Source organism: Pacificispira spongiicola (assembly GCF_012926505.1).
GTDB classification, from domain to species: domain Bacteria; phylum Pseudomonadota; class Alphaproteobacteria; order UBA8366; family Aestuariispiraceae; genus Pacificispira; species Pacificispira spongiicola.
Window position 1 is genome coordinate 60,213 of sequence record NZ_JABBNT010000003.1, and the last position, 12,529, is coordinate 72,741.

Here is a 12,529-nt window from a genome sequence, read left to right on the forward strand (position 1 = left end):
GAGCTACCGGGATCGGGCGACCGCCAGCATGGCATCCAGGTCGGCATGTGCCTCCATATGGTCGGCCAGCCGGTCCAGCGTTTCATCGACCAACGCGTCATAGCGGACGGTCGCCGACCGTCCCTGCCGGAATCGCGCCAGATAGGCCGCGCGGAAATCATCCGACGCGAACAAGCCGTGCAGATAGCAGCCGACGATCCGACCGTCCGCAGACACCGCGCCATCAGGCCGCCCGTCAATTTCCGCCGCCGGATTGGCGCAGCCCGGACCGTCGGTGCGGCCCATATGCATTTCATACCCGTGAACCGCCTGCCCCGTCGTCAGCTCCCGTCCCGATGCCTGAACCAGTCGCTTCGGCCCCTGCATTACCGTTTCCACATCCAGCAGACCCAAGCCGGCAACCTCTCCCGGCGGGCCTTCGATACCATCCGGATCGGCGATACGCTGCCCCATCATCTGATACCCGGCACACAGGCCCAGGACATGACCGCCGCGCCGCACATGGGCCGCCAAGTCGATATCCCAGCCTTCGGCGCGGAAAGCGCGCAAATCTTCGATCGTCGTCTTGGATCCGGGTAGCAGGACCAGATCGGCATCCCCCGGCAGGGCGCGGCCCGTCGACACGATATCCAAATCCACATCCGGTTCGGCGCGCAGCGGGTCCAGGTCGTCGAAATTCGCGATGCGGGACAGGCGCGGCACGGCGATCTTGATCGGCGCGGCGCCCGCCCCGGTCTTGCCGATGGTGCCGCGGTCCAGCGCCACGGCGTCTTCCGCCGGAAGCAACCCCGCCTGCGCGAACCAGGGCAGGACACCGAAACAGGTCAGACCGGTGCGCATGCCGATGGCCGCGACCCCGTTTTCGAACAGGGACGGGTCGCCCCGGAACTTATTGACCAGATACCCTTTCAACCGCGCCTGTTCCGCCGGGTCCAGCACCGCATGCGTCCCGACCAGGGCTGCGATCACCCCGCCACGGTCGATATCCGCGACCAGCACGACGGGCAGGTCGGCGGCCTCAGCAAAGCCCATATTCGCGATATCCCCGGCCCGCAGATTGATTTCCGCTGGGCTGCCCGCCCCCTCCACCAGAACGAGGTCCACCCGGGACGAAAGACGCCCGAAGCTTTCCAGCACGCGGGGCAGCAATTCGGCCTTCAGCTTGTAGTAATCCCGCGCCTTCGCCGTGCCGTAGACGCGCCCCTGCACGATAATCTGGGAGCCCATATCCGTCTGCGGTTTCAGCAGGATCGGGTTCATGTCGGTGGATGGATCGAGGCCCGCCGCCATCGCCTGGAGGGCCTGGGCGCGGCCGATCTCACCGCCGTTCGGAGTCACGGCGGCATTGTTCGACATGTTCTGAGGCTTGAACGGGGCAACGGAAAGCCCGCGCCTGCGATAGGCACGGGCCAGTCCCGCGACAAGAAGGCTTTTCCCGACATCGGACCCCGTGCCTTGCAGCATCAGGGCCGGAATGCGCCCTCCCATATAGTGTCGCCTCGTCTTACGGGGTGGTGACCAAACGCTTCAACGTCGCGCGCAGCTCATCCGCCTGCGGATTGCCGACAACGCCGTTCAGCACGATTTCATGCGGGGAAACCGACCGCCCGTAATAGTCGCGGTTCAGGCTTTCGCGCGGGATCAGGGCGGTGCCTTCCAGGCTGGCCCCGACGAACACGCCCTTCGCGATGGAATAGGCGATGATATCCGCGTCCATATTGGTCGTGGTCGATGCGGATGTGCCGCCGCCATAGGGTCCGAACGCGCCGGTCAGTTCCCCACCGACCTTCACCTGATCGTCCAGGATTGCCTGCAATCCCTTGCCTGTCATGACGATCAACAGCATTTCGGAACTCTGTCCGCCGATCTGGAACCCGATCGATGCGGATCCGACGGATAGGAAAGCCGGATAGCTCCAATCATTGTTCTGCGCGCGCGCCATGATAATGCCGGAACCGCCTTCGCCGCCGATAATGAAACCGCCCTTCAGCATGGACGGAACAATGACGACGGCCTTCGCCTGCTTCAGATAATGCCGCACATAGTCCGAAAAATCCGGATGATCCCACATCTTGCGGACGGTGATTTCGGATTCGGTGACCAGTTCTTCCGCATCCAGCTTGTCCGCCGCGCGAGCAGGCGCGGCGAGGTAGAGCGGCGCCAGCGCCAACAGCGCCGCAAGGGCCGTCGCGATACGCATGGATTCGATCCTCCTAGAATTCGATACCGATCTGCGCCTTCACGCCGGATCGGAACGGATGTTTCACCTGGGTCATTTCGGTTACCAGATCGGCGATTTCCAGTAATTCGTCCTTCGCGTTCCGCCCCGTGATCACGACATGCAGCATATCGCGCCGCGATTTCAATGCTTCCAGAACCTCTTCCAGGTCCAGATAGTCATAGCGCAGGACGATGTTCATTTCGTCCAGGATCACCATGTCGAAGCTGGGGTCGGCCATCGCTTCCTTCGCGAAGGCCCAGGCAGCCTGCGCGGCGGCGATATCGCGGGCACGATCCTGGGTATCCCAGGTGAACCCTTCGCCCATCGCCTTCATCACGCATAGATCGGGGAAGTGTTTCAACACCTCCCGTTCACCGGTATTCCACACACCTTTCACGAATTGAACGATGCAGACCTTCTTGCCGTTGCCGACGGCGCGCGCCGCAAGGCCCATGGCCGCGGTCGTCTTTCCCTTACCCTTGCCGGTATGGACGATCAGCAGGCCCTTTTCGATGGTCTTTTCCGCCAACATCTTGTCGCGGGCGGCCTTCTTCTTGGCCATCTTTTCCGCGTGGCGCTGGTTGATTTCCTCTTCGGTCATGCCGTCGGTTTTCATCGTCGCGATCTTTCATCCATCCCAAGAGCCTTGGCGCGCGGCGGTGCCTCTTTGAAGCTGCCGCCGCGCGCCGCAGCACCCTGGCACGATTCGTCTAAAGCACCATTTCGAAATCATTGAGTCGCAATAAAGGCATTTCCTTGACCACCCCTTTCCGCGCCGTATATCGATCAAAAGACGGCTGCCGAATTCGGCAGATAATTCGGGGAAATCATGACGATAGAAACCGACGATAGGGCGGTGCCCCGACAATTGCACGGCATCCTGCTGATGGCGGCGGCGATGCTGACCGTCCCCATGGTGGACGGGATCGCAAAATATCTCAGCGCCGATCATTCTCCGCTGTTCCTGGGTTGGGCCCGTTACGCGACCGCCAGTCTGGTCGTCGTCCCCTTCGCCCTGTTGCGGGCACGGCAAGCGCGGCCCGGCCGCGAATTACGAGTCTTTCCACGCCGGAATCGGAGCATGCATTTGATCCGCACCCTGTTCCTGGTGTCGGCAATGACATGCTACTTCTATTCGATTTCGCTGATCCCGTTGGCAACGGCGGCAATTGTGTCTTTCATCGGACCGGTCATTGCCGTTCTGATCGCCGTGCCGTTGTTGAAGGAAAAACTGACGGCGACGAAACTGCTGTCGCTCTGCCTCGGCTTCGGCGGGGCGCTGATCATGCTGAATCCCGGTGGGACCATCGGCGCGAGCGTCGATCCGGGCATCCTGCTGGCCCTCGGCGCCGGAACCTTTTTCGCCTTTTACCTGATCGCCACGCGACAAGCATCCCAGGGCAGCGACCCCGTCGCGACCCTGGTCTTTCAATGCGTCGTCGGCACGATCGTGCTCACCCCGCTTGCGGTTGCCAATTGGTCGATGCCATCGCAAGCGGATATCCCCTTCTTGCTGATGCTGGGGACGATTTCTTGTCTGAGCCACGTGATGTCGATTGCCGCTTTCCGTCATGCGGAAGCATCGGTCCTGGCGCCCCTGGTCTATCTGGAATTGATCGGGGCCGCCGCCATTGGATTTTTCGTCTTCGGGGATTTCCCAACCGGACAATCACTGGTCGGCGCGACGCTCATTGTCGGGGCCGGTTTGGTGCTGACCCGACGGCGTAGGGTCTAGGGGCTATTCCGCGGCCAGAAGCGGCGGCTCGCCGGATTTTCCGGGCAGCGTTTGCGCCGTGCCGCCGGACGCCTCCGCATTTTCCCGCTTCACCCGCGCGAGGTCGCGTTCGGCCTGGCGCAGCTTGGATTCGGCGGACCGGGCGCGGCTGCGGATTTTTCCGGCACCGATAAAGGCCGTCAGCGCCCCCAGTAGGAAGCCCAGAACCAATACGACGAACACCAGCAGTGCCACCGGAAGCGCGGCCTCATAGCTGAGCGGCCACAAGCGCAGCGTCACGGAATCCGTATTGGATATCGCAAAGGAGACCGCAACCACCAGAATCGGCAGGGTAATCAAAAAGGCGATCAGATTGCCGAGCGCTCGCACGGCTTCAGCCCTCCGTATTCAGACGCTCGCGCAGTTGCTTGCCGGTTTTGAAGAAGGGCACGACCTTCGCGTCGACCGCGACGGCCTCGCCGGTGCGGGGGTTACGGCCGGTACGGGAATCGCGCTGCTTCACGGAAAAGGCGCCAAAACCGCGCAGTTCCACCCGATCACCGCGCGCCAGCGCTTCCGTGACCTCTTCGAACACGGCGGAAACGACCCGTTCAACATCGCGTTGATACAAGCCCCGTCGTTGAGCAATCCGGGCGATTAAGTCCGATCGCGTCATACCTGTCTCCCGTTCGTTTGCTCGTCCACACCAGGAAATCGTTTCGTCACAGCCGAAAGACGTGATCGATCCACGCGTCTGCCGTCGTGCCGGACTAGTGCTTTCCGCCGCCCCCACCTGGGCCTTCGGCAAGAAAAACCCTGCCAAACCGTTGATTTCCCGTCAAGAAGAAACACCCTCCGCGATGTCCCAGAACTCGACACGGTTTCGTCCGGACTGCTTCGCCCGATACAGCACGCGGTCCGCCCGATCCAGACATTGGGCCGGGTCCAATCCGGATTTCCATTCGGCAACGCCGATGCTTGCCGTAACCCTGAAACGGGCAAAGTCCGGATCGTCCAGCCGCAGGGCTTCGATATCCTCGCGAATGCGTTCCGCCAGAACACGCGCGCCGCGCAGATTGGTTTCCGCCATGGTGATGGAGAATTCCTCACCCCCCAATCGCCCGAAAACGTCGATTCCGCGCAGCCGGTTCCTCACAACCTCCGTGATTTTGACCAGCACACGATCCCCCGTCGAATGCCCATAGGTATCGTTGACGGATTTGAAGTGGTCGACGTCCAACATGGCGACGCTAAGGGGGTGTTTGAAGCGCGTCGCGCGCTGGACCTCCAGTTCCAAACGGTCGAGATAGGCGCGCCGATTCAGGATTCCGGTCAGGGCGTCCGTCGTCGCCATTTCCTGCAACCGACCGATTTCCTGCCGCAATTCGCGCGTCGCCTTGATCATCGCCGCGATATTTTTCAGCCGTGCGGTCAACTCGACGACATCGAATGGCTTTTCCAGGAATTCCGTCGCCCCGGCCTGAAGGGCCTGCAGCCGGAACTGACGATCCGTTTCCGCCGTCACCAGAAAGATCGGTGCATTGTCGAAGCGCGGATTGTTGCGCAAGGCCCGCAGGATTTCGACGCCTTCGCCATCCGGTAGATAATGATCCAGCAGGATCAGGTCGATATCCGGCGCTTCCAGCTTTTGCTGAAACTCCGAATAGGTGGTGCAGAGATCCGCTTCGATTTCCGGGATGGATTCGGCACAACGTTTGACGAGACTTCCCATGGTCTCGTTATCTTCCAGGATGAGGGCTTTCACAGCGTTTTCCCCAACGATTATTGTTTTCACCTGCCAGTTCGAACCGAGGCCCCCACCCCGCGATTATCGGCACGATTCGGTTAGTTTAAGGAATAATACGATCGAAACTCAATTTAAAATCCCCCGACGATCAAAATACTACCGTTGGATGCAACAAAGGCCGGTCCCATGGGACCGGCCTTTGCCGTAATCTGTATCCGGTGGGGACGAAACCGCCCGCACCGGGAAGTCAGCCTCAGGCGTCGCCCGACTGTTCTTCCCGCTTCTTGAGCGCGGCACCCAGGATGTCGCCAAGCGACGCACCCGAGTCCGAAGAACCGTAAGCCGCCATGGCTTCCTTTTCTTCGGCCGTCTCGTAAGCCTTGATGGACAGGGTCAGCTTGCGCGTCGCCTTGTCGATCGCGGTGATCTTCGCATCGACCTTTTCGCCCTGGGCGAAGCGGTCCGGACGCTGTTCCGAACGATCGCGGCTGAGTTCCGCCTTGCGGATGAAGCCCGGCAGCGAGTCCTTCGCGGTCACTTCCAGACCGTTTTCGGTCACGGCGGTGACGGTGCAGGTCACGACGTCGCCCTTGCGGACGCCGTCCATGGCTTCTTCGAACGGATCGCTTTCCAGCTGCTTGATGCCCAGCGAGACGCGTTCCTTTTCGACGTCGACGTCCAGGACCTTCGCCTTGACGCGATCACCCTTGTTGTAGCGGGCGAGCGCTTCTTCCGGCGCGGCGTGCCAGTCGATGTCGGACATGTGGACCATGCCGTCGATTTCTTCGGTAAGACCGACGAACATGCCGAATTCGGTGATGTTCTTGATCTCGCCTTCGATTTCGGCACCCACCGGATACTTCTCGGTGAAGGTATCCCAAGGGTTTTCCTGGCACTGTTTGATGCCCAGCGAAATGCGGCGTTTGTTCGGGTCGACGTCCAGGACCATGACTTTGACTTCCTGGGACGTGGACACGATTTTGCCGGGGTGGACGTTCTTTTTCGTCCAGGACATTTCGGAAACGTGGACCAGACCTTCGATCCCGGCTTCCAGTTCGACGAACGCGCCGTAGTCGGTGATGTTGGTCACGCGGCCTTCGAAGGTCGCACCCACCGGGTATTTGGCATCGACGCCTTCCCACGGATCGGCCTGCAGCTGCTTCATGCCCAGCGAGATACGCTGCGTTTCGGCGTTGAAGCGGATGACCTGAACGTTGACGACCTGACCGATCGACAGTTCTTCGGACGGGTGGTTGATGCGGCGCCAGGAGATATCCGTGACGTGCAGCAGACCGTCGACGCCGCCCAGATCAACGAACGCACCGTAATCGGTGATGTTCTTGACGACGCCTTCCAGAACCTGGCCTTCCTTGAGGTTTTCGACCAGTTCGGCGCGCTGTTCGGCGCGGGTTTCTTCCAGAACGGCGCGGCGGGACACGACGATGTTGCCGCGGCTGCGGTCCATTTTCAGGATCTGGAACGGCTGCGGGGTGTTCATCAGCGGGGTGATGTCGCGCACCGGACGGATGTCGACCTGGCTGCCCGGCAGGAACGCCACGGCGCCGTTCAGGTCGACGGTGAAGCCGCCCTTGACCCGGCCGAAGATCACGCCGTTCACGCGTTCGTTCGCGTTGAACTGCTCTTCCAGCTTGATCCAGCTTTCTTCGCGGCGGGCCTTTTCGCGGCTCAGCATCGCCTCGCCGTTCTTGTCTTCCATACGGTCGACGAAAACTTCGACGGTGTCGCCGGCTTTCAGATCGGCGGGCTGGCCCGGCATGCCGAATTCCTTCAGCGGCACGCGGCCTTCGGCCTTGAGCCCGACATCGATCAAAACCATATCGTTGTCGATGGAGATCACGGTACCCTTAACAACCGTGCCTTCGAGCGAGTCGCGCTCACCCAGGGATTCTTCCAGAAGCTCGGCAAAGCTCTCATTTGCCATGGTGTGTGTATTCCTTTCAGTCTGCTTCGGTTTTCCGGCCGTCCGGTTGTCTCCGGCGGTCTCGCCCCAATACGAATTCGGGCCACCGCGCGCTTGAGGCTTATCGCACGGCCGCCCGTAACACTGATGCTGTTGTCCTACGGACGGGAGGATCAGTCCTCCCGGGCCTCCAGAGCTTTCTGCACCGGCCCTTCGACAATGCGCAGGGCTGCCGCGAAGGCTTCGTCGATGCCCAGATCCGACGTGTCCAGCACGACGGCATCCGAAGCCGCGACCAAAGGGGCTGCCGCGCGGTTCATATCGCGGGCGTCCCGGGCCTTCAACTCCTCCAGAACGTGCGCGTATATACTGGCCTCGCCCCGATTGATCAACTCTTTGTGCCGTCGGTCGGCCCGCACTTCCACGCTGGCGGTGGCGAACAGCTTCACCGTCGCGTCCGGCGCGATCACCGTACCGATGTCCCGACCGTCCAAAACCGCACCCGGCTTCCCGTCCGGCGGGACGGCGGCGAAGGTGCGCTGAAATTCCAGCAAGGCCGCCCGGACGCCCGGAATGGCCGCGACCTTGGATGCCGCGGACGCCGCGTCGTCACCGCTCAATGCCGGGTCCTCCAACTCGCTGATATCCAGGGCGCGCGCGGCGGCTTCCGCCGCGTCTTCGTCTTCCGGATCGCCGCCGGACCGCACGACCTTCATCCCCACGGCGCGATACAGCTTCCCCGTATCCAGATAGGCGAAATCGAATTGTTTCGCCAGACGCCGGGCCAGGGTTCCCTTACCGCTGGCGGCGGGACCGTCGACAGCGACGACCGGGGGGGCGGGGGTATCGGACATACGGAACCTTTCCTTACTCTTGAACGACAAATCGGGTGCCGAGGCAGGCGGAAGCATCCGCCACCATGCCCTCGACGATCGCGGCGGCCGGATCAACACTGCGGATCAGGCCGATCGCCTCCCCGCAGATCGGTGCGGAATTGTCGGCATCGCCCGCTTCCAGCGCCGCCTGATAACGCGCGGCTTCCGCCTCGACGGCGGTGCTCAATCCCGTCTCATTTCCGTCCCAGCGGTCGGTAAACGCGTTGCGTTTCACCCGGATGGAGAAATCCTTCGGCCAGTCCTTCTGTCGGACGATATCGACCGTGGCGGTTTTTACCGTATCGTCGCCGCCTGCCGGGATCGCGGCCTGCCGATGTCCTTCCGGCGCCAGCGATTCCGCCGCCGCCCAGAAGCGCGTCCCGACCAGCACGCCGTCAGCGCCCAACATCAGACTCGCCGCCAGGCCGCGACCGTCGGCAATGCCGCCCGCCGCCAGCAGTAGCGTATCCGGCGCATGGGCGGCCAAGTGGTCCGCCACCTCCGGCACGAAATTCAATGTTCCCCGGATCGCACCGTGACCGCCCGCCTCGCCGCCCTGGGCGACGACGATCTGCGCCCCGCAATCCAGCGCCGCGCGGACATGATCAAGCGTCTGACATTGACAGATCAGCGTGCTGCCCGCCGCGCCGATCGCATCGGCAAAGGGGGCCGGGTCGCCGAAGGACAGCATCACCGCCGCGGGATGATGATCCAGGACGAGATCCAGCAGCGCCGGATTCCGCGCCAGGGACCAGGTGATAAATCCGGCGCCGACGCGGGTATTGCCCGCATCCCGGAAGGCCGTTTTCAGAAAGGTCTCGTCGCCGTAACCGCCGCCGATCAGCCCCAATCCGCCCGCATCGGACACGGCCTTCGCCAGGATCCCGCCGGAGGTGAAGGCCATCGGGGCCAGCACGATCGGGTGGCGTATTTCCAGCCGTTCGGTCAGGCGTGTCGCAATCCGCATCGTCATGACATCAGGCCTCCGCACCCAGGCCCTGCATCAGCGTCCGGAAATTCGGGAAACTGGTGCGGATCGGCGCTTCATCGTCAATGGTCACGGGCTTCTTCGCGATCAGGCCCAAGACATAAAAACTCATGGCGATACGGTGATCCAGATGGGTCGCCACCGTGGCCCCGCCCGGCACGTCGCCGGGGCGCCCCTCGACTTCCATCCAGTCTTCCCCGTCCGACACCGCGACGCCGTTGGCGCGCAGACCGGCGACCATGACCGCGATCCGGTCGGATTCCTTGACGCGCAGCTCCTCGACCCCGCGCATGACGGTTTTGCCTTCCGCCTGGGCCGCCGCGACGGACAGGATCGGATATTCGTCGATCATACTGGCGGCACGGTCCGGCGGCACCGCGACGCCTCTCAGCGACGAATGCCGGACCAGCAGGTCGGCAACCGGCTCCCCGCCCGCGACACGCTCGTTTTCAATGGCGATATCGCCACCCATCTCGATCAGCGTTTGAATCAAGCCGGTCCGCGTCGGGTTCATGCCGATATTCGGCAGACGGACTTCCGATCCCGGCACCAGCAAGGCCGCGACCAGCGGGAAGGCCGCCGAAGACGGGTCCGCCGGGACGACGATATCCGCGCCGGTCAGTTCCGGTTCGCCCTGCACCGCGATACGCGCCGCACCGCCGGACAGTTCCTCGCGGCTGACCGTGCCGCCGAAATGGGTCAGCATCCGTTCGGTATGGTCGCGGGTGGCGACGGATTCGATCACCGCCGTTTCGCCGCGCGCCGTCAGCCCGGCCAGCAGCACCGCCGATTTCACCTGGGCGGAAGCGACGGGCAATTCGTAGGTAATGGGCAGGACCATGTCCGCGCCCTGGATCATCAACGGCATGCGCCCGCCTTCGCGGGAATAGACGCGCGCGCCCATGGCGGTCAGCGGATCGATCACCCGTTTCATGGGGCGCGACCGCAGCGAGGCGTCGCCGGTCAGGAAGGTGCGGATCGGTTGCCCGGCCAGGATGCCCATCAACAACCGCGCGGCGGTGCCGGAATTGCCCATATCCAGGATATCGTCAGGTTCCTTCAACGCGCCCAGACCGACGCCGTTCACGACCCATTCGCCGCTGTCCTGCCGTTCAACCTGCGCGCCCAAACGCCGGAACGCCTCCGCCGTCGCCAGCACATCCTCGCCTTCCAGCAGCCCTGTGATACGTGTTTCCCCGACGGCCAGCGCGCCCAGCATCACCGACCGATGGGAAATCGATTTGTCGCCCGGCACGCGGGCAGTTCCGGATAGCGGGCCGCAGGCCCGGACGGTGAGCGGCGCGGCGGCCGTATTTGCGGCGGAATGTTTGGATTCGGACATGAATACGGGCTTTCGATCCGGCAAAGAAATTCGCGCATGCCGCCCACCCGGCCCCAACATCACCCAAGGTCGCGCCGACGGCGACCGGCTTTTAACATGCCAGACCCAACCTGAAAACGCGCAGCATGGACCCGGCCCCGTCCGGTCGAAACCGGGACAGCCTAAATACGGTGTCAAATCCTGTCGTTAAAGATAGAAGGGCGTGTTGCTATCGTCGGGATCGCGCAGAATTCCCGGCTGACGGCGCGCATCGTCGCCGGCCTCGTCCGGATCCGCCTTGCCCGTCGCATTCGCGGAATTCTTTTCCTGTTCCTGCAAAAGCACCGTCATCGCGGTCGGGCCGACAGCGGCAATATTTGCCGACTGACCCATTTTGCCCATATCGGTCGAGAACGCGCCGGCCGCATTTGCCGACTGTGCCGGGTTCAGGGATTGGCCGGACGCTTTCTTGCCGACCTCCACCGATCCGGCGGCAAGGCGTTCCTGAATCTCCTGGGCGATCATCTCTTCGATGGAGGCCCGCGCATCGGGATCCATTTTGCCCAGGTCTTCTTCCGTCAGCCCCATGGCGGCAAGAATTTCCTGGCGCATCTCCTCCAGTTTCTTCTCGCGCAGTTCCTCGACCCATTTGCCGAAGCCGATTTCCTTGATGCGATTGACGTCTTCCTGCGCCGGTGTGTTCGACGCCTCGGAAGTCCCGGATTTCTGCGCGGTCGCTGCGGCGCCCTGATAATCCTTGCGAATGCCGGACCCGAAGAATCCCGCCGCCGTGGACATGCCGCCGCCCATTGATACAGAATCGAACATCACCCAATTCCCCGAATGCTCTTGCACATGCGGAAAAGTTGAAGCAAGAAGCATGCCCGTTCGCCAACCGGCGGTCCGACACGCGTCTTGGGACCGGCGTTCGGGAAATAGCTTTTGACAGGGCCGCGTGAAACTGGCAAACGCGCGCGCCATGGGTTTGTTCGGCGGCTTGGCCGACACATGGTACCAGGGTTGCGACGGCGCTACCGTTCTTCATGTCTATATATAAGGACGGGACGGCGCGTCGGGACGGAACGATTTTCGCGGGGTCCAATCGGGCCTTGCTCTAAATGCCAGGGGAACCGTCGGCTTGTCGGCGGGCTCCGATCCCGAAGGAGGAGAGCGGCATGGCGAAACCGGAATGGGGCTTCAAGCGGACGTGCTTGAGCTGCGGCGCTAAGTTTTACGATATGCAGAAGAACCCGATCGTCTGCCCGTCCTGTGAGACGGTCTTCGATCCGGAGGCGGCGACGAAACTGAAACGCGGCCGCCAGCAGATCGCCGAAGAAAAGGCGAAAAAGGTCGTCGAGACCAAAGAGGCCGACACCGAGGACGATGACGATCTGGATGCCGACCTGGACGACGATGACGGCGTCCTGGAAGACACGTCCGACCTGGACGACGACGATGTTCCGGTGGTCGGCGCCGGCGGCGACGACGACGACAGCTGATTTTCGCGGACGTCCAAAAAACGTCACGAAAAGAGCTTGTCAGTCGGCGCGCGGCGTGTATAACGCACCGCTGAAAACGCCGGAGCCAAGACTGCCGAGACCCTCCCAGGGGTCGAACGGCTAGGCTGACGGCGAAAAGGGGCCATAGCTCAGCTGGGAGAGCGCTACACTGGCAGTGTAGAGGTCAGGAGTTCGATCCTCCTTGGCTCCACCATCGAAGCCCCTCGGGAAACCGGGGGGTTT

General features: G+C 62.5%; 12 protein-coding genes, 1 tRNA gene and 1 pseudogene. 3 read left to right on the forward strand and 11 right to left on the reverse strand.

Annotation, left to right across the window (positions count from 1 at the left end):
• Positions 1-3: 3 nt before the first annotated feature.
• The 3 genes from HH303_RS09740 to cobO are packed head-to-tail and all read right to left on the reverse strand — an operon-like array spanning position 4 to position 2,837.
• Entirely contained in the window at positions 4-1,488 is a 1,485-nt protein-coding gene (locus tag HH303_RS09740) for a cobyric acid synthase (RefSeq protein WP_227421701.1), read from the reverse strand.
• 16 nt (positions 1,489-1,504) lie between these two features.
• On the reverse strand, positions 1,505-2,200 hold the full coding sequence (locus tag HH303_RS09745) for a lipid-binding SYLF domain-containing protein (protein ID WP_169625159.1): 696 nt from the start codon (positions 2,198-2,200) through the stop codon (positions 1,505-1,507).
• 13 nt (positions 2,201-2,213) lie between these two features.
• Complete coding sequence (cobO, locus tag HH303_RS09750) at positions 2,214-2,837, reverse strand: cob(I)yrinic acid a,c-diamide adenosyltransferase (RefSeq protein WP_227421702.1); 624 nt, start codon at positions 2,835-2,837, stop codon at positions 2,214-2,216.
• A gap of 213 nt (positions 2,838-3,050) precedes the next feature.
• Between cobO and HH303_RS09755 the strand changes: the two genes are divergently transcribed.
• Positions 3,051-3,956, forward strand: coding sequence for a DMT family transporter (locus HH303_RS09755; protein ID WP_169625160.1), 906 nt, complete (start codon positions 3,051-3,053; stop codon positions 3,954-3,956).
• A 3-nt stretch (positions 3,957-3,959) separates the two neighbouring features.
• Here HH303_RS09755 and HH303_RS09760 read toward each other — a convergent pair whose 3' ends face one another.
• From HH303_RS09760 to HH303_RS09795, 8 genes and pseudogenes are all read right to left on the reverse strand, one after another.
• Positions 3,960-4,325: a lipopolysaccharide assembly protein LapA domain-containing protein gene (locus HH303_RS09760; protein WP_169625161.1), complete on the reverse strand. Its 366-nt coding sequence runs from the start codon at positions 4,323-4,325 to the stop codon at positions 3,960-3,962.
• 4 nt (positions 4,326-4,329) lie between these two features.
• A complete protein-coding gene (gene ihfB, locus HH303_RS09765; RefSeq protein WP_169625162.1) occupies positions 4,330-4,611 on the reverse strand; it encodes an integration host factor subunit beta in 282 nt (93 codons plus the stop codon).
• A 162-nt stretch (positions 4,612-4,773) separates the two neighbouring features.
• Positions 4,774-5,700 (reverse strand): GGDEF domain-containing response regulator, encoded by a 927-nt coding sequence (locus HH303_RS09770; protein ID WP_169625163.1) that lies wholly within the window; start codon positions 5,698-5,700, stop codon positions 4,774-4,776.
• 235 nt (positions 5,701-5,935) lie between these two features.
• A pseudogene (gene rpsA / locus HH303_RS09775) lies at positions 5,936-7,648 on the reverse strand (30S ribosomal protein S1); the annotation flags it as partial.
• A 128-nt stretch (positions 7,649-7,776) separates the two neighbouring features.
• The gene (gene cmk, locus HH303_RS09780; RefSeq protein ID WP_169625165.1) at positions 7,777-8,457 is read right to left on the reverse strand and encodes a (d)CMP kinase; all 681 of its coding nucleotides are present in this window, start codon (positions 8,455-8,457) and stop codon (positions 7,777-7,779) included.
• 13 nt (positions 8,458-8,470) lie between these two features.
• Positions 8,471-9,451, reverse strand: a complete 981-nt coding sequence (locus tag HH303_RS09785; RefSeq protein WP_227421703.1) for an NAD(P)H-dependent flavin oxidoreductase — start codon at positions 9,449-9,451, stop codon at positions 8,471-8,473.
• 4 nt (positions 9,452-9,455) lie between these two features.
• Complete coding sequence (gene aroA, locus HH303_RS09790) at positions 9,456-10,808, reverse strand: 3-phosphoshikimate 1-carboxyvinyltransferase (RefSeq protein WP_169625166.1); 1,353 nt, start codon at positions 10,806-10,808, stop codon at positions 9,456-9,458.
• Positions 10,809-10,994: 186 nt separating this feature from the next.
• Complete coding sequence (locus HH303_RS09795) at positions 10,995-11,615, reverse strand: hypothetical protein (protein ID WP_169625167.1); 621 nt, start codon at positions 11,613-11,615, stop codon at positions 10,995-10,997.
• A 347-nt stretch (positions 11,616-11,962) separates the two neighbouring features.
• Here HH303_RS09795 and HH303_RS09800 point away from each other — a divergent pair, with 347 nt between their 5' ends.
• Together HH303_RS09800 and HH303_RS09805 are read left to right on the forward strand one after the other, a co-directional pair.
• Positions 11,963-12,286, forward strand: coding sequence for a TIGR02300 family protein (locus HH303_RS09800; protein ID WP_169625168.1), 324 nt, complete (start codon positions 11,963-11,965; stop codon positions 12,284-12,286).
• Between the two features lie 138 nt (positions 12,287-12,424).
• Positions 12,425-12,500: transfer RNA gene (locus HH303_RS09805), tRNA-Ala, on the forward strand.
• Positions 12,501-12,529: the final 29 nt, after the last annotated feature.